At 71.6% G+C, this 17,407-nt stretch carries 15 protein-coding genes; 7 read left to right on the forward strand and 8 right to left on the reverse strand.

The features are described from left to right. Positions 1 to 243: 243 nt before the first annotated feature. Complete coding sequence (locus AB0O36_RS28615) at positions 244 to 3,510, forward strand: DNRLRE domain-containing protein (protein ID WP_365115178.1); 3,267 nt, start codon at positions 244 to 246, stop codon at positions 3,508 to 3,510. A 93-nt stretch (positions 3,511 to 3,603) separates the two neighbouring features. Here the strand turns inward: AB0O36_RS28615 and AB0O36_RS28620 are convergent, their stop codons facing one another. Both AB0O36_RS28620 and metF read right to left on the reverse strand, forming a co-directional pair. Further along, positions 3,604 to 4,548, reverse strand: a complete 945-nt coding sequence (locus AB0O36_RS28620) for an AraC family transcriptional regulator (RefSeq protein ID WP_365115179.1) — start codon at positions 4,546 to 4,548, stop codon at positions 3,604 to 3,606. Between the two features lie 154 nt (positions 4,549 to 4,702). Further along, on the reverse strand, positions 4,703 to 5,761 hold the full coding sequence (gene metF / locus AB0O36_RS28625; protein WP_365115181.1) for a methylenetetrahydrofolate reductase [NAD(P)H]: 1,059 nt from the start codon (positions 5,759 to 5,761) through the stop codon (positions 4,703 to 4,705). 269 nt (positions 5,762 to 6,030) lie between these two features. On the opposite strand from metF, the gene AB0O36_RS28630 reads away from it, so the two are divergent. Continuing rightward, positions 6,031 to 6,570, forward strand: a complete 540-nt coding sequence (locus AB0O36_RS28630) for a hypothetical protein (RefSeq protein ID WP_365115182.1) — start codon at positions 6,031 to 6,033, stop codon at positions 6,568 to 6,570. A gap of 81 nt (positions 6,571 to 6,651) precedes the next feature. Here AB0O36_RS28630 and AB0O36_RS28635 read toward each other — a convergent pair whose 3' ends face one another. Continuing rightward, positions 6,652 to 7,368, reverse strand: coding sequence for a lipoprotein (locus AB0O36_RS28635; protein ID WP_365115184.1), 717 nt, complete (start codon positions 7,366 to 7,368; stop codon positions 6,652 to 6,654). Between the two features lie 374 nt (positions 7,369 to 7,742). Here AB0O36_RS28635 and AB0O36_RS28640 point away from each other — a divergent pair, with 374 nt between their 5' ends. Both AB0O36_RS28640 and AB0O36_RS28645 read left to right on the forward strand, forming a co-directional pair. Further along, complete coding sequence (locus AB0O36_RS28640) at positions 7,743 to 8,021, forward strand: hypothetical protein (protein WP_365115186.1); 279 nt, start codon at positions 7,743 to 7,745, stop codon at positions 8,019 to 8,021. A 265-nt stretch (positions 8,022 to 8,286) separates the two neighbouring features. Continuing rightward, positions 8,287 to 9,156: an arylamine N-acetyltransferase gene (locus AB0O36_RS28645; protein ID WP_365115188.1), complete on the forward strand. Its 870-nt coding sequence runs from the start codon at positions 8,287 to 8,289 to the stop codon at positions 9,154 to 9,156. A gap of 71 nt (positions 9,157 to 9,227) precedes the next feature. Here the strand turns inward: AB0O36_RS28645 and AB0O36_RS28650 are convergent, their stop codons facing one another. Beyond that, the gene (locus AB0O36_RS28650; protein ID WP_365115190.1) at positions 9,228 to 9,641 is read right to left on the reverse strand and encodes an organic hydroperoxide resistance protein; all 414 of its coding nucleotides are present in this window, start codon (positions 9,639 to 9,641) and stop codon (positions 9,228 to 9,230) included. 146 nt (positions 9,642 to 9,787) lie between these two features. Here AB0O36_RS28650 and AB0O36_RS28655 point away from each other — a divergent pair, with 146 nt between their 5' ends. Then, complete coding sequence (locus AB0O36_RS28655; protein ID WP_365115191.1) at positions 9,788 to 10,288, forward strand: MarR family transcriptional regulator; 501 nt, start codon at positions 9,788 to 9,790, stop codon at positions 10,286 to 10,288. 126 nt (positions 10,289 to 10,414) lie between these two features. Continuing rightward, entirely contained in the window at positions 10,415 to 12,127 is a 1,713-nt protein-coding gene (locus AB0O36_RS28660) for a hypothetical protein (RefSeq protein ID WP_365115192.1), read from the forward strand. A 30-nt stretch (positions 12,128 to 12,157) separates the two neighbouring features. Here the strand turns inward: AB0O36_RS28660 and AB0O36_RS28665 are convergent, their stop codons facing one another. The 4 genes from AB0O36_RS28665 to AB0O36_RS28680 form a co-directional block, all read right to left on the reverse strand. Then, positions 12,158 to 12,604 (reverse strand): DUF4240 domain-containing protein, encoded by a 447-nt coding sequence (locus tag AB0O36_RS28665; RefSeq protein ID WP_365115194.1) that lies wholly within the window; start codon positions 12,602 to 12,604, stop codon positions 12,158 to 12,160. A 72-nt stretch (positions 12,605 to 12,676) separates the two neighbouring features. Continuing rightward, a complete protein-coding gene (locus AB0O36_RS28670) occupies positions 12,677 to 13,519 on the reverse strand; it encodes an NAD(P)H-binding protein (protein WP_365115257.1) in 843 nt (280 codons plus the stop codon). Between the two features lie 318 nt (positions 13,520 to 13,837). After that, complete coding sequence (locus tag AB0O36_RS28675) at positions 13,838 to 14,752, reverse strand: sigma-70 family RNA polymerase sigma factor (protein WP_365115196.1); 915 nt, start codon at positions 14,750 to 14,752, stop codon at positions 13,838 to 13,840. Then, a complete protein-coding gene (locus AB0O36_RS28680) occupies positions 14,749 to 15,789 on the reverse strand; it encodes a helix-turn-helix transcriptional regulator (protein ID WP_365115197.1) in 1,041 nt (346 codons plus the stop codon). Before AB0O36_RS28680 ends, AB0O36_RS28675 begins: the two co-directional genes overlap by 4 nt. Before the next feature lie 200 nt (positions 15,790 to 15,989). On the opposite strand from AB0O36_RS28680, the gene AB0O36_RS28685 reads away from it, so the two are divergent. Continuing rightward, a complete protein-coding gene (locus AB0O36_RS28685) occupies positions 15,990 to 17,402 on the forward strand; it encodes an MFS transporter (protein ID WP_365115199.1) in 1,413 nt (470 codons plus the stop codon). The last annotated feature ends 5 nt before the right edge of the window (positions 17,403 to 17,407 follow it).

The raw sequence follows: 17,407 nt of genomic DNA on the forward strand, positions 1-17,407 counted from the left end.
CCGAAGTGGCATGATTGATCATTCACGACAAAAGGGACACCCGATCCTGAGTGGCCGCGTTTCACAGGGGTGACGAAACACTCGTGATGGTTCATGCTCGGCTCGCGCTTTGGCGCAGGGAAGGCGCGTGGGGAGCAAACCTTCCCTTCCCGGCCATAGGCCGAATGACCGCCAGTACCGAGGGTGGCAGTTTTCGCACGCCCGAGGGGGGAGAGGAAAACCGTGGTCGATTTACAGCCACCGGTGGACGAGGAATCCGAATCCCGTCAGCCGGACGAAAGATATCAGCCAGTAAAGCACGGGCGGCGACGCAGGCGAATTACGGCCATTTCCGCATGCCTCGCCGCGGCCGCTCTCGCGGTCCCGCTCGGTCTACACCTCACGGGGCAGGGCAGCCCCCGGCGGACCCCGTCCGACGATGCCGGCAAGCCGCTGGGCTCGGCAGCCGCCCGTCTGCAGGCGAAGCAGACGGGCAAGGAAGTCGAGGTCACGGCCGAGCGGACCGCCACCAACACCACCTGGGCGCTGCCCGACGGGCAGTTCCGGACCCGGATGCACAGCAGTGCCGTCCGGGCCAAGGTCGGGGATGAGTGGAAGCCCGTCGACACCTCGCTCCAGCCGGTCAAGGGCGGGTACGCGCCAAAGGCCGTCAACACTCCGGTCCGGTTCGGAAGTGGCAGCGGCAGCAGCAGCGCGAAGGGCGCCAAGGCCGGTATCGAGACACAGCGCGCCTCACGTGACGCGGCACGCACCGGCCTCACCACCGCCCGGACGTTCGTGGCAGGCGGTGTCCAGGCCGTCACCGAGACAGAGCCACAGTGGTCCGACCTGGTCACCTTCTCGCCCGAGGGGCACCAGCTCGTCGTCCAATGGCCCGGCCCACTGCCCCAGCCCGTCATCGACGGACCCCGCGCCCTCTACGAAGGCGTCCGGCCCGGCATCGACCTGCTGATGACCGCACAGGACGACGGCTACTCCCACCTGCTGATCGTGCACACCAGGGAAGCCGCGGCGGACCCGATCCTCGCCCGGCTCGACTACCGCCTCAGCTCCCCCGACCTGACCTTCCACCTGGACGACACCTCCGACTCCGTCAGCGCGCGCAACAGCGCCGGTGAGGAGATCGCCGGCACGCCCACCCCCTACATGTGGGACTCCAGCGGAAAGATCGCCCGGACCGAGGGCGATCCGGAACCCGAGCTCAGCGACGTGGCCAAGCAGCACGCGGGGCTGTCGCTGCCCGGGATCAACGGGGCGGAGGGCGCACGCGCCACGGTGGCCACGGCCTCTCTCGCCGCGGACAACACCCTCTCCGTCACTCCCGATGCCCGTCTCCTGACCGGCCCGGAAACGACCTACCCCGTCTTCATCGACCCGCAGTTCAAGGGCCGCAAACGCAGTTGGTCGCTCCTCTACAAATCGGCACCGGACTCCAGCTTCTACAACGGGCAGAACTTCAACGCAGGCGGTACGAACGAAGCGCGCGTCGGATACGAAGCGGACAGCGGCGGAACATCCCGGTCCGCATTCAACTTCGAGTTTGACACCAGAGCGCACGGCGCGACCATCACCAAGGCCACGTTCAGGGCATTGCAGACCTACTCATGGGGATGCGCCGCCCGCGCCTACCACCTTTACCAGACCGGGTGGGTGTCGAGTTCGAGCACATGGAGGAACACCGACAACGGCAATTTCTGGTCACAATGGCTGAACAAATCCGAGAGCACGCACGGATACAAATCCGGTACCTGCCCTGACGCCTGGGTGGGGATCGACATGAAACCTGCCGCGGTCAACGCCGCGAAGTACAGCTGGTCAACGCTGTCCCTCGGCCTGCGCGCCGCAAACGAATCCGACGAGTCCTACTGGAAGAAGTTCCTGGCCAACGGCGAGACCGCCCCGTACATCGACGTCGAGTACAACAAGCCGCCCATCGAGCCCTCGCTGGCTTCCATGTGGACCGATCCGGGCGGCGGCTGCAAGACCACGGCACCCATCACGGCCGTCCCCAAGCGCGACGTGACCTTCAACGCCACCGGAGCCGACGGGGACGGGGTCAAGGACCTCGCCAAGGTCCAGATCAAGGTCTGGCGCGCGGACAACGGTTCGGTGGTCGTCGACACCGGCGTCAAACCCGATCCCCTCACGGGCCAGGCCTGGACGACCGTGCCGCAGGACAGGTTCACGCACGGCGCGACCTACATGTGGACCGCCTGGTCCGTCGACATGTCAGAGGCGTGGTCCGTCGGCGGGCCAGCCGGCAGCGATGGCTTCTGCACGTTCACCGTCGACCATCTGGCCCCACCGACCCCGGCCTTCTGGTCCGAGGACTTCCCCGCCCCCGGCCCTGACGGCAACGAGTGGAGCAAGAAGCCGTACGGCGAGAAGGGATGGATCAGGTTCCTCGGCAACGGAGCCAAGGCGGAGGAGATCGACCACTACGAGTGGAGCCTCAACAGCACCACCTTCGACCAGAAGGCGTGGCCCTACGACGGGGACGTCGCGGCCGCGTACGTCAACCCGGCCTCGGCAGGACCCAACGTCCTCTACCTGCGCACCGTGGACAAGGCCGGCAACACCACGAAGCAGTACGCCAAGTACCTCTTCTACGTGAGCCCCAGGCCCGGCCTGGACAAACCCGGCGACGTCACGGGTGACGGCATGCCCGACCTCCTCGCCGTCGACGGTTCCGGCAACCTGCGCACGTACGCCGGCGACAGCAAGGGCGGCACCGACGGTTCCCTCCCCGGCGGTATCGCCGACGGCAAGCCGGCCCCGAAGGGCCACTGGAAGGAGGTGGACGGCAAGAAGGCGCTCATCGCCCACTCCACCGACTGGTTCCCGGGCGACGGCCTCACGGACCTGCTGGTCCGGATGCCCGACGGCAACCTGTACGTGTACCCCGGCGACGGCCTCGGCCGCTTCGACGTCGGGCGCCGGATCGAGGTACTGCTGCCCCCCGGCGCCCCCGACCCCGCCGCCCTCACCCAGATCGTGGCCGTCGAGGACGTCACCGGGGACGGACTTCCCGATGCCTTCGCCCTGGCCGGCGACACCTTCTGGGCCTTCACCGGCTACAGCGGCGCCACCTTCGCCGAGGCCAGGCAGTTGGCCACCGGCTGGGCCGAGCGGGACCTGGTCGGCGTACGGGACGTCTCCGGAGACAAGGTCCCCGACCTGGTCTTCCGCGACGACTCGATGCCCGACCGCGGCCTCGCCCTCCGCAAGGGCAAGCCCGGCCCGAACGGCGGGGTCGAGCTGAACTCACTGGCCTATGCCGCCTCGGCGGCGGAGGGCAAGGACCACACCTACGCCACCACGGGTTGGAACCGTGCCGCCGTCCCGATGCTCCTCGGCACACCCGACGCCACCGGCGACGGCATCCCGGACATCTGGGCCGTCCGCAACGACGGCAAGCAGTACCTGTACGCCGGGAAGGAATCCACTCTCGCCGGCCCCGTGGGTGACGCGGACGCCGACGGCTGGAACACCTTCAAGTCCATCGGCTGACGCCGCGCAGGCGCGGTGATCGGGCACCCGGTCCGGAATTCCAAATTCCGGACCGGGTCCCTTCTCTGATCAGAGGTGCATGGAACCAGGGGGTCAGAGGGAGGTGCGGTACTCCTGGGGGCTCATGCCGCGGACTCGTTTGAAGGCCGTGGAGAGGGCGAAGGCGCTGCTGTAGCCGACGCGGTGGGCCACGGTGGCGACCGTGGCGTCGGGTTCGCGGAGGAGGTCGGCGGCGAGGGCGAGACGCCAGCCGGTGAGGTAGGCCATCGGGGGTTCGCCGACCAGGGCGGTGAAGCGGCGGGCCAGGGAGGCGCGCGAGACACCGGACTTGAGGGCGAGTTCCTCGACGGTCCAGGCGTGGGCCGGGTTCTCGTGGAGCATGCGCAGGGCCGGGCCGACCACCGGGTCGCCCTGGGCGCGGTACCAGGCCGGGGCGCCGGAGTCGGGGGCGGCCAGCCAGGCGCGCAGGACGCCGATGAGGAGGAGGTCGAGGAGCCGGTCCAGGACGATCTCCTGGCCGGGCTCGTCCTTGCTCATCTCCTCCGTGAGGAGGCGGATCAGGACGTCGTACGTGGTGTCCTGGGCCGGGGTGACCAGGATCGGCGGCAGAGCGCCCAGGAGGCGGCGGCCGATTTCGCTCGGGGCCTGGTACGTGCCGCTCAGCATGACCGAGGCGCCGACGTCCTGGAGCCCGTCTCCCCAGGTGCGGACGCCGAGCGCCATGGTGTCGGTGACGTCCTCGCCGGTGCCGGTGCTGCAGCGCTGGTCCGGGCCGACCGTGATCTGGACGGGCGTGTCCGGGGCGTCCGCGACCGTGTAGGGGTCGGGTCCTCGTACGACGGCCACGTCGCCGGGCGCGATCCGCACCGGGTCCGCCCCGCCGTCGGGGACCAGCCATGCCTCACCGTGCACCATCGTCACGACCGAGAGCGGGGCGCGGTCCTCGATCCGCAGGGACCACGGCGGGTTGAGGACGGACTTCAGGAGGAACGCGCCGCGTGCCTTGGGGCCCTCCAGCAGGCCGGTGAGAGTGTCCATGCGGTCATCGTCGCCGAGGGGGGTGGGGCAGGGCCATGGTCCCGGCGGTCGGGTGCATGCGCGTGCGTCTCACCCCCGGACCTGCCTCACTCCACCCCCTGCCTCACTCCGCCCCCTGTCTCACTCCACCCCCTACGTCACTCCGCCCCCCGCCTCAGCTGCGTACGCCCAGGTTGCGGTGGATCTCCAGGGTGGCGCCGGCCGTGGAGCGGTTGAGGCTGAGGTAGTGCAGGCCCGGGGCGCCTTCGGCGAGGAGGCGCTCGGCCATGGCGGTGGCGTACTCGACGCCGATGCGGTGGCCGACCTGGGGGTGGTTGCGGGCGGCCTCCAGGCGGGCGGCGAGGTGCTGCGGGAAGCGGGCGTTGCTCAGCTCGGCGAAGCGGGCGATCCGGGCGTGGTCGGTGGCGGGCATGATCGCCGGGATGACCGGGGTCAGACAGCCGACGGAGGCGAGCCGGTCGCGGAACCTCAGGTAGTCCTCCACGTGGAAGAACATCTGGGTGACGGCGTAGTCGGCGCCGGCCCGGCACTTGTCGGCGAAGTGCCGGATGTCCTCGGTCCAGGAGGCGGAACCGGGGTGTCGTTCGGGGAAGGCCGCCACGCCCACCGTGAAGTCGCCGAGGCTCCGGACGAGCGAGACCAGTTCGTGGGCGTAGGTGAGGCCTTCGGGGTGGGCGGTCCACTCGCCCCGGGGGTCGCCCTTCGGATCGCCGCGGAGCGCCAGGACGTCGCGGATGCCGGCGTCCGCGTACCGGCCGATGACGTGGCGCAGTTCGGCGAGGGAGTGGCCGCTCGCGGTGAGGTGGGCGACCGGGCGGAGGGTGGTGTCGGAGGCTATCCGCTCGGTGAGTTCGACGGTGCGGGCGCGGGAGGATCCGCCGGCGCCGTAGCTGACGGAGACGAAGGAGGGGGCGAGGGACTCGATCCGGCGGACGGTGTCCCACAGCGCGCGCTCCCCCGCCTCGCTTCGGGACGGGCGGAGTTCGAAGGAGAACGAGCGGCGGCCCTGGGCGAGCAGCTCGCGCACGCCGGGGTTGGGGGCGCCGGTCCTGCGGATGGCGGCCGTGCCGATGCCGTCAGTGCCGATGCCGTTGCTGCCGATGCCGTTGGTGCCAACGCTGCTGGTGCCGACGCCGTTCGTACGGATGGTGGTCGTGGTCGGCGGGGCGGGGGCGGGGGCCGGAGCGGTCGCGGGTGCGGTCGCGGTCGTCATGGTCAGACTCCCTACCTGTCGGTGTCCTGTCGGTGTCCTGTCAGTCGCCGTCTGGCGTGAAACAAGTACTCGGCGTGAATCGAGTATTGGCCTCGCCGTGCTGAATCGCGATCAGATTCCGTGATTCTTCGAGGTCGGAGCAACGGGGTCGCCCGGAATCCGGTCCTACGGGCGGGGGCGTACGGACGGCACGGAGTGCACGGACGGCGAGTACGGCGCGTACGGCGGCTACGGCACGGACGGCGCGGACACACGGGACCGGGGGCGAAGTGGCACGGCAGGGCGAGCAGGACGGACGGGACGAGCAGGCCGGACAGGACGAGCAGGCCGCGCAGGACAGCCAAGGCACGCAGGGCGGTCGAAGCAGACGCGGCAGGATCGTGGGATGGGCCGTGGCGGCCGCCGTGGTGCTCGCGGGCGGCGGGGTCGGCGGCTACGTGCTGTCCGACGACCTCCGCTCCGGGTTCGGCCTCCGCTTCGACCGCTCCGATCTGCGCGGCCGGTGGGGCAGCGCAGAGGGCGGGGAGCTGCTCTTCGCGCCGAACGGCGACTTCACCGCGTACAACATCAGCCTCGCGCCCGCGTGCGACGCCCCGGGCAGCGGCCTCAGCCCGGAGCGCCGGGTGTCCGGGACCGGCCGCTGGACGTGGTCCAACGGCGCGGACATCGCCTTCCGCCCGGCGGGGGACGGCTTCCGGCCCTGCACGATCCGGGTGTCGCGGCAGGGCGGGAAGTGGTTCCGGTTCACCCAGGACGCGGGCACGGGCGAGAAGTACGGGCGGGAGTCGCACCGTATGCCGCGCCAGTGAGCGCGGTGGCTCGGATGGCTCGGGTGGCTCGGGTGGCTCGGATGGCTCGGGATCCCTCCCGGCCCGTGCCCACGGGACGTCCTACCGGGCGTCGCTCGGCTTGAGGGACTGCTGGGCCAGGCGGTAGGCGGGGAGCATCTGGTCGTGTTCGACGCTGTCCAGCCCGCCGAGGTGTACGACGACGGCCGCGCCTGCCGGGGTGACCACGGCGAAGGCGCTCTCCTTCTTGGCCTCGTCGAGCGGAGCCGTCTCGTACGCGGCCTGTACGGCGGGCAGCGCGGAAGCGCCGGTGCCGGCCTTCAGGTCGGTGTAGACGGGCGCGCCCTTGGCCTTCTCGCCGCTCATGAACCCCTCCAACACCTTGCGGGCGTCCCCGGGCGCGGCGGGCTTGTCGGCGACCCAGACGCGCAGGAAGCCGATGTTGCCGGCGGGCTTGGCGTCGATCTCGCAGGCGAGGGTCATTCCGCCCTGCTTGAAGAGCGCGGCGAACTGGTCGTCCGCCTCGACCTTGACCGGCTTCGGCTTCCAGTCCTTGGCGAGGGCGAAGGAGACGGGCAGGCGGCACTCGCTGCCGTCGCCGCCTACGGATCCGGCGGCCTTGGCGCCCTCGCCGGTACCCGCTGCACCCGCAGTACCCGCGGTGGGGCTCGCCGTGCCGGTGGCGGCCGGCTTCGGGTCCTGGGCTCCCCCGCCGGCCTTGGCCCCGTCCGGCTGCGATGTGCCGCAGGCCGTCAGTCCCGCCACCAGGACAGCCGCCCCGATCGCGCCCACAGCCGCCCGTACCGCCCCACGCCGCATAGCCCGTACTCCCCCACCCGAAAACACCGGATTCCCCGGAATCCCCGAGATCCGCGGAATCCCGGGAATCCGGGAATCCTCGCAGTCACCGGCAACCCGACCCGGAACGCCAAAAGAGCCGTCAACCTAGCAGGTCACGGGCCGGACCGCCGCCGCGGATGGGCCGACCGGCCTGAAGTGCGTGCGCGGGTGGGGTGTTCTAGCGTCGGAAGGGCGAGGGTGACCGATGCGCCGAGCCGGTCGCCCCTCGGACAGCCTGCTCCGTGCCGCCCCCGCCCGTGGTCCGGCGCACCGCGCATCACGCCCTGCGCACCGCGCACCGCGCATCACATGTCCCGGACCGCGTGACCGACCGAGAGAGCAGGTGTGTCCGTATGCGTTCGTCGGCCCGTATCCCCAGCATCCTCGCCGGCCTGGCCCTCGCCGTCGGCGGCGCGGTCTTCGCCGCTCCGGCCGCGCACGCGGACGTCCAGGACTGCGTGCAGATGGTCGCGAATCAGAACGTCCAGGTCACCGACGCCGTCCAGAAGGCGTGCTACCAGGGTCAGAACAGCCCCTCGGGCAGCGGCGAGAGCAGCTGCGACGCCGCGCTCGAGAAGGCCGGGGCCACCAGGGACCTCGCGACCCAGGCGTGCCGGGCGGCGCAGAAGTAGCGACAGGGCGGCCATCGGGCCCCGAACTGCGAACCCACGAACCCAGGAGACCGCGAGCCCACAAGCCCGCGAGCCCACAAGCCCACAAACCCGCGAGGCCCGGAACCCACAAGGCCCCGACCCCCACGACCCCACGATGCTGCGACCCGCCCCATGCGGGCCCGCGAAGCACATCACATCAGCCGACGGGCGGAGATCACCGGGAATCAGCCTGGGTCCAGCGGAGGATGGCGGACGGGCGTACCGGCCACCGAGACTGAGGATCATGGACGAGACGACCCTCGGCGCCTACCTGCGCCGCATCGGAGCCGAGCGCCCGGCCGCACCCACGGCCGCCGCCCTCGGCGACCTGCACATCCGGCACCTGCACACGATCCCGTTCGAGAACCTCGACCTGCACCTGGGCGGGCAGCAGATCTCCCTCGCCGAGAAGGACCTGCTGGCCAAGCTGCTGGACGGGGAACGCGGCGGTGTCTGCTACGAGTTGAACGGTTCCTTCGGCGCCCTGCTGCGCGCGCTCGGCTACCGCGTGCGCTTCCTGTCGGCCCGCGTGTACATGGAGGACGGCGCGGCCGGCATCCCGTACGGCCATCTCGCGCTCCTGGTGGAGACGTCGGACGGGCAGCGGCTGCTGGCCGATGTCGGGTTCGGCGACCACTTCCACCACCCGATCGCCTTCGACGAGCGCGGCGACCAGCGGGACCCGGCCGGCGTGTTCCGCATCGTCCCGGCGGAGGACGGCGAGGGCGCGGGAACGGCGGCGGGCTCCGGCACGGGCACGGCGGAGGACGCCCCGGACCACCCCGCCGGCGGCGACCTGGTCGTGCTCAACGACGGCAAGCCCGTCTACCGCATCGACACCCGGCCGCGTGCCATGGACGAGTTCACCGCCGCCGCCTGGTGGACCGGCACCTCGCCCGACTCCCCCTTCACCCGCGCCCCGCTCTGCTCGCGGGTCACCGAGTCGGGCGGGCGGGCCACCATCAGCGGCCGCCGGCTCATCACGACGCCGACGGCCGACGGGGAACGTACGGTGCGGGTCATCGAGGACGACGCAGAACTGCTGGCCTCGTACCACGAGCTGTTCGGCGTACGCCTGCCCCGCCTCCCCGACCGTACGGACGCCCCACGATGACGCCCCTCCCCCGTTGAGCCCGTCGGCCCGTTACCGACGACGAGCTCGACTTACCCCACGACGAGCTCGGCTTACTCGACGACGAGCTCGACGGGGATGTTGCCGCGGGTGGCACGGGAGTACGGGCACACCTCGTGCGCCTTCTTCACCAGCAGGGCGCCCGTCTCCCCGGCCAGCTCCTCCGGCAGCTCGACGCGCAGCGTGACGGCGAGGCCGAAGCCGCCGTCCGCCTCCTTGCCGATGGAGGTCTCGGCGGTCACGGAGACCTCGCTGGTGTCGACCTTGGCCTGACGGCCGACGAGGCCGAGCGCGCTGGCGAAGCAGGCGGCGTATCCGGCGGAGAACAGCTGCTCGGGGTTGGTGCCCTGGCCGCTGCCGCCGAGCGCCGGCGGCATCGCCAGCGCGAGGTCGATCTGACCGTCGGAGCTGACGGCACGGCCTTCGCGGCCGTTGGCGGTGGCGACAGCGGTGTACAGCGCGTCCATCGGAGGGTTCCTCTCTGAGATCACTGGGTTCGTGGTCGGTCCGGTTCCGCTTTCGGGACCGGACCGGCACGACCACAAAGATGGCACACAATTCAGTTGTGCACAACTCAATCGCCCGCAGCTCTCTCCGCGCTACACTGGTCCCCATGACCGAGCAGCCGACCGCCGCCCCCGGAGCCACCCCCACCGGCACCCCCGCCGACCAGGACTTCCTCCGCCTCGACGGCCAGATCTGCTTCTCCCTGAACGCGGCGACCCGCGCCTTCGGCGGCCTCTACCGGATCGTCCTGAAGGACCTCGGCCTCACCTACCCCCAGTACCTGGTGATGCTGGTCCTGTGGGAGCACGGCGAGATGCCGGTCAAGGAGCTCGGCCGGCACCTGCGGCTCGACTCCGGGACCCTCTCCCCCCTCCTCAAGCGCCTGGAGGCGACCGGGCTGATCCGCCGCGAGCGCAGCACCGAGGACGAACGCTCGGTCCACGCGCACCTCACGGATGCCGGCACCGCCCTCCGCACCCGCGCCGCCGAGGTCCCCCGCCGCATCGCCACCGCGACCGGCTTCCGGCTCGCCGAGATCCGCGACCTCCAGTCCCGCCTGGACCGCCTCACCACGGCCCTGGACACCGCGACGGAATCCGGCCTCTGACCCCTCGGCCTGGATTGCCGCTGCCCTCTCCCGCAATTTCTGGCACATTACGCCACACGCATCACGCACCGTGGTGCTCTGACCAGTTCTGTCGGAAGAGGGGGGACCTCTCACATGGCTCCTGCCATGCCCAGATCCACCACAGCAGTACGGACGGCCGCCGCAGCCGCCGGCGTGCTCGCACTCGGCTTCGGCCTGCTGTCCGCTCCGTCCGCGTACGCGGCGCCGGATCCCGCCACACCCAAGGTCACCAAGCCCCGGACCAGTCCCACGCCCGGCTTCGCCGGCGACGGCCGCTATTCCGCCTGCTGGACCAGCCCGGACACCGCGCCCGGCTGGGTCGGCATGGGCGACGTACGCGCCACCGTGGCCGTCGGATCGCCCGGTGGGAAGCCACTGAAGACCACGTTCCAGCTCTGGGACACCACGCCCGGGGGCAAGCGCACGAACCGCACGTCGGCCCCGGCCACCTCCGGTGACGTCCGCGTCACCTACAAGCCGGACCAGCTGGCCGAGGGCAAGCGGTACGCCTGGCGGGCCCGTGCCACGGACTCGACCCTCACCAGCCCCTACACCCCGTGGTGCCACTTCCGCGTGGACCGCACCCCGCCCACGGCCGCCATCTCCTCCACCGACTTCCCCGAGTCCGGGAGCGGTGGCACGCCCACCAAGACGGCCGGCCAGGAGGGCACGTTCACCCTCCGCGGCACCGACCTCGGGTCAGGGATCGCCTGCGCCCGCTGGGGCGGCCCCACTCCGGGCGAGGTCCCCCCGGTCGGCTGGAAGTGCGCCGACTCGGCGACCGACTCCCACGTCGTCCGGCTGACCAACGGCTCGGTGAAGATCAGGGTCAAGCCAGGCACCTGGGGCACCCACTCGTTGTACCTCCAGACCAGGGACAACGCCGGGAACGTCTCCCAGCCGATCGTCTACTCGTTCTACGTGCCGCCCGCTCAGATCACGCCCACGTACGGCGACATCGACGGCGACGGCAAGGCGGACGTGCTGCTGCCCGACGCGGGCGGCCACCTCCGCAAGCAGGGTGCCGACCCGAAGGCCAAGGCCAATGCCGCCGCCTCGGCAGCCCCGGGCGAAACGGGCAGCTGGGCCAAGGTGCAGTACACCCACCGCGGCAGCCTCGGCTACAAGAACATCGACGACCTGATCTCGCACGCCCCCGGCAACAAGAACCTCTACGCCCACCTCAACGACGGCGCGGGGTACTTCAGCAGCGGGGACGCAGTCCTCGTCGGCAAGCCGACGGCCTGCGTGGACCCGGCCTTCAAGGCCATCTCCTGCGCGCAGTTCGGCCATGGCTCCGACTGGTCCAAGGTCACCCGGATCGCGGCCTTCGGTTCGCCGTCCCGTGATGCCGCCTCGGGCGGCGCGCTCCAGCAGACCTCGCTGCTCTTCGTCGAGAACGGCCGCCTGTGGCTCGCCCCCTCCGGAGGCATCCATCAGCTGGACAGTGCCATCCTGCTGTCCGGCACGAACACCCGCTGGGGCGGCTACGACCTGATGACCCCCGGCCGCGCGCAGGGCACCGACCGCCCGACCCTGTGGGCGCGTTCGCAGGCCGACGGCTCGGTCCGGGCGTTCACGGTGAAGGGCACGCCGGAGGCGCCCGACTTCTCAGCCTTCCTCGACCCCGCCAAGGGCACGGTCCTGACCACTGTGCCGGCCGCCGCATACCCGCGCGTGGGCTCCGACGGCGACCTGACCGGCGACCGGATCCCGGACCTGTGGGCGGTGGATTCCGCCGGGAAGTTCCGTACGTTCCCCGGTACCGGCACCGCGACCCCGCACCCGTCGGTCAAGGGCTTCGGCCCGGCGAAGTGATCCCCGGGGTTCGGCGGCGCCCGGCATCCGTCAGGTGCCGCCGAGCCAGGCGCCCGACCAGCCTTCGCGGTTGGTGAAGGACTCGTAGGAGTAGCGGGTGGCGCGGGGCCACTGTTCGCCGGTGAGGTGTTCGTACGCCTGGTCCGGGACGTAGAGGAGGTCTTCGGCCCGGGCCGGGCCTTCGGCGTACGGGGCGAACTCGGCCGGATCGGCCAGTACGGACTCGTAGGCCGCGCGGCCGGCCGCCACCACCGCGCACCGGATGTGGAGGAACACGTCCCCCGGGAGGCCGCGGCCGTACTCGCGCCGGTCGAGCCGGTACAGCAGCCAGGACAGCCACTCGGCGAAGGCGACCACCCGGTGCAACGGGCCCGTGGAGAGGGCCACCGTCAGCGCCGCCGCGAGGAGGTCGGCGTCCGGGTCGGGCCCGGCAGGGCGGCAGTCTTCCAGCAGGTCCCAGAAGGCGTTCTCGTCCATGCCCGCAGCATGGCGGACGGCCGTGACGGGGCGGACCCGGTCGCCCGAGACCGCCGCCCCGCGCAGGTCCTTTCAGGCCACGTCCCAGACGCCGGTGGCGGCGGCCTCGCGGGCGTAGTCGGCGAAGTCCTTCGGCGGTCGGCCGAGGGCCTGCTCGACGCCGTGCACGAGGTGGGCGTTGCGGCCGTCGAGGATCATCGTGAACAGGTCGGCGAACTCCTCCGGGAGCCCGTTCTCGCGCAGTACGGCACGGTACTGCTCGTTGGTGACGGAGACGTACGCGATCTTGCGGCCGGTGGCCTTGGAGAGTTCCGCGGCGACGTCGTCGAAGCTGAGCAGGCGCGGGCCGGAGAGTTCGTAGATCTTGCCGATGTGGCGGTCGTCGGTCAGCGCGGCCACGACCACGTCGGCGATGTCGTCGGCGTCGACGAACGCCTCGACCGCGTCCGCCGTCGGCAGGGCGATCTCGCCGGCGAGGACGGGCTCCAGGAAGAAGCTCTCGTCGAAGTTCTGGTTGAACCAGCTGGCGCGGACGACGGTCCAGTCGGCGCCGGACGCCTGCAGCCGGGCCTCGGCGGCCGCGGCGGCCTCCTCGCCCCGCCCGGAGAGGAGCACCAGGCGCCGGGCGCCCGAGGCGACGGCCAGCTCGGCGAAGGCGCCGATCTGGTCGGCGGCGCCCGGGAAGGCCAGGTCGGGGTAGTAGGTGATGTACACCCGGTCGACGCCCTCCAGGGCCGGGGCCCAGGTGGCGGGCTCGTGCCAGTCGAAGGCGGGGATGGTGTGACGGGAGCCGATACGGACGTCGCGGCCCTGCGCGATGAGCTTCTCGGCGACGCGGCGTCCCGTCTTGCCGGTTCCGCCGATGACCAGGGTGGCCGTGTCCGTGGTCGGGTCCGTGGTCGTCTCCGTGGTCATGTCCGTGGTCATGTCCGTCTCCTTGGCGGTCTGGGCGTTGGCTGCGTTGTCTGCGTTGGCTGCGTGCTGCTCCGTGTTCTTCATGGCTACAGTCAAGCTCGGGGCGGTGAGACGGAACATAGCCCCAAAGCTCAACTGCATACGCGAGCGTCCAATGTTCGGGTGGGTGGGTGAGCGGATGGCCGGATGGCCGGGTGGTCGGATGGCCGGGTGGCCGGGTGGCCGGGTGGTCGGGTGGTCGGGTGGTCGGGTGGTCGGGTGGTCGGGTGGTCGGGTGGTCGGGTGGTCGGGTGGTCGGGTGGTCGGGTTGTTGCGGGGTTACGCCTGGAGGTTCAGGGCCGCCAGGCGGTCCGGGTCGTTGAGGATGTCGATGGCGACGATCCTTCCGCCCTGGACGGTGAAGGCCATCAGGGTGACCGGCCTGCCGTCCGCGAACGCCACGAAGCCGGCGGCTCCGTTGACCAGGACCGGCACCGCCGTCTGCGCGAAGGCCGCGAAGGTGATCGCCTGCGAGGCCACGGTGTCGGCGCCGCGCATCAGGCGTCCCGGCCGCAGTGCGCCGCCGTCGGCACGGGCCACCACGTCCGGGTCCAGGACGGACACCAGGGCGTCGAAGTCGCCGCCGCGCGCGGCGCTGAGGAAGGCGCTGACCACCTCCCGTTGCAACGCGAGGTCCGGGTCGGGTGCGGTGGGCGTGGCCTGGACGCGGCGCCGGGCGCGGCTGGCGAGCTGCCGGGTGGCGGCCGGAGTCCGGCCGAGCACCGGGGCGACCTCCTCGAAGGGCACGGCGAACAGGTCGTGCAGGACGAACGCCAGCCGCTCGGCCGGGGTCAGCGTCTCCAGGACCACCAGCAGGGCGATGCCGACCGAGTCGGCGAGCAGGACCTCGTGTTCGGGATCGACGGTGTCCGCGCGGCTGATCACCGGATCGGGGATGCGCACCTGCCCGTCCGGCCATTCCAGCGGGTCCTCGCGGCGGGATGCGCGCGAACGCAGCATGTCCAGGCAGACCCGGCCGACGACGGTGGTCAGCCAGCCGCCCAGGTTCCTGACCTCGTCGGCGTCGGCACGGCCGAGTTTGAACCACGCCTCCTGTACGGCGTCCTCGGCCTCGCCGAGCGAGCCGAGCATCCGGTAGGCGACCGCGCGGAGGTGGGGGCGGTGCTGCTCGAACCGCTCCGCGAGGAGGTCGTCGGCCCGGTCGTCGTCCCTCTCGTTCACGTCTCCGTTCATCCGTCACATCCTGCGGGCTGCCTCGCGGTCACGCCCAGGAGGGTCAGGGCCGCCGCCGAGGGCGAGTCCGGGGCCGCGCTGTACATCAGCATCCGGTGGCCGGTGCCGTCGCCGAGGTTCAGGGTCTCGAAGTCCAGCGAGAGCGGCCCGACCACCGGGTGGTGCATGGTCTTCACCCCGACCGTGCACTCCCGTACCGGCTGCCTGGACCACAGCTCCGCGAACTCCGGGCTCTGCAGCATCAGCGAACCGATCAGCTCGGCCAGCGCCCGGTCCTGCGGGTGCCGGCCGGCCACCAGCCGGAGCGCGGCCAGGGCGGTCCGGGCCTCGGTCCGCCAGTCGGCGTACAGCTCGCGGGTGTGGGGGTCGAGGAACAGCATCCGGGTGAGGTTGGGTCGGTCGGCGGGCCGGTCGGGGCCGTCCGCTGCGAGGTGCCCGGCGAGGAGCGCGTGGCCGAGCGGGTTCCAGGCCAGGACGTGGTTGCGGCGGTCCAGCACCACCGCCGGTACGCCGTCCATGGCCACGAGCAGCTGCCGGGTCGCGGGCCGCACGTACTCCGGCCGCGGGGCGCGCTCGCGCTGCGCGCGCTGCGGGCGGGCCAGGTCGCGGAGGTGGCCGTGCTCGTCGGGGGTCAGCCGTAACGCCCGTGCGAGTGCGTCGAGTACGGCGTCGGAGGCGTTGCTGCTCTGGCCCTGTTCGAGGTGGGTGTAGTAGGTGATGCTCACGCCGGCCAGCAGGGCCAGCTCCTCACGGCGCAGGCCGGGGACCCGCCGCCGGGTGCCGTGGACGGGCAGGCCCACGTCCTCCGGGCGGATCCGGTCGCGGCGCGAGCGGAGGAAGGCCCCCAGCGCCGTCGTCGAGCCGGGGGATGGGGATGGGGATGAGCCCGGGCCGGGGGCGGCAGGGGCTGCTGCGCCGTCGGATGCTGCTCTGCCGGACGCTGCTCTGCCGGACGCTGCCTTGCCGAGCGCTGCCTTGCCGAGCGCTGCCTTGCCGAGCGCTGCTCTGTCGAACGCTGCTTCGTCGATGCGGGCCATGGGTGCAAGTGTGCGTCGGCTGACCGCCGTTCGGAGGGCCGGAGGGTGGCCCTGCGAGTGCCACCTTCCGCATCACCAGCACCGACAGGCTTCTGGGTAACCCCGCCGGACCGGGCCACTGTCGTTCCCGAGCCCCTCGGCTCACCGATACGGAAAGAACCGTTCATCGGAACGGTTCGTCGGAACGGAAGGTGCCGGACATGGCAATGACGGAAGAACGGACCACGCCCACACCGCCCCGCCTGGACGGGCGGATGCGCCTGGTCCTGGTGGTGCTGCTGGTCGCGCAGTTCATGCTGGCGGTGGACTTCTCCATCCTGAACGTCGCCCTGCCGGTCATCGGCGAGGGGCTCGGCTTCTCCCTCTCCGGCATCCAGTGGATCGCGACGTCCTTCGCCCTGGCCGCCGCCGGCTTCACGCTCCTCTTCGGCCGCGTCGCCGACCTCTTCGGACGCCGCCGCCTCTTCCTCGGCGGACTCGCCGTCCTCGGCCTGTCCTCCCTCGCGGGCGGTCTCGCCACCACCCCGGAAGTGCTGCTGACCGCCCGCGTCCTGCAGGGCCTCGCCACCGCCGCCGTCACCCCGGCCGGGCTCTCCCTGCTGACGACCTCCTTCCCGGAGGGCCCCCTGCGGCAGAAGGCGCTCGGCCTGAACGGCGCGCTGATGTCGGCCGGTTTCACCACCGGAGCCGTCCTGGGCGGGCTCCTGACGGACCTGCTGTCCTGGCGCTGGGCGTTCTTCGTCAACGTCCCGGTGGCCCTGGCCGTACTGCTCGTCGCCCCCGCCGTCATCACCGAGTCCCGCCCGCCCGTCCGACCGCGGCTGGACCTGCCCGGCGCGGTGAGCGTGACCCTGGGACTGCTCGCCCTCGTCTACGGGATGACGCTCGCGGGCGAACACGGCTGGGGCCACGCTCCGGCCCTGCTCTGGCTCGGCGCCGGTGTGGTCCTGCTGGCCGTCTTCCGTGCGGTCGAGTCCCGGGCCTCCTCGCCGCTGGTACCGCTCTCGGTGCTGAGGCGGCGGACCGTGGCCTGGGGCAACGCCATCGGGCTCATCGCCTTCCTGACGGAGACCTCCCTGGTCTTCCTGATGACCGTCTACCTGCAGGAGGTCCTCGGCCGTTCCCCGCTCGCCACCGGGCTCAGCTTCTCCGTGCTGGGTCTGGGCACGGTCCTCGGCGGCGTGCTGGCGCCGAGGGTGATCGCCGCCGGCTCCACCCGGCGGACCCTGGTCGCGGGCGGGACGCTCCAGGCCGCTGCCACTCTCGCCCTGGTCGGGCTGGGTACGGACGGGGCGTCGCTGACGTCGCTGTGGCTGTTGCCGGTCGCCACGTTCGCGGGCGGTGTCGGCAACATGCTGGTGATCGTGGGCTTCATGGTCACGGCGACGACCGGACTGCCCGACCGTGAACAGGGCCTGGCCACCGGCCTGGCGACCATGACCCAGCAGGTGGGCATCACCCTGGGCACGCCGATCATGAGCGCGGTCGCCGCGTCGCGGGCGGACGTGATGGACGGGATCACGACCGCGGTCCTGGTCAACGCCGGGCTGGTGCTGGCCGGCGTACTGGCCGCCGCACGGTTCCTCGGGCAGCGGACCCCTTCGGGCGGATGACCACC

Origin of the sequence: Streptomyces sp. NPDC089799 (assembly GCF_040684755.1) — a bacterium.
GTDB lineage: Bacteria > Actinomycetota > Actinomycetes > Streptomycetales > Streptomycetaceae > Streptomyces.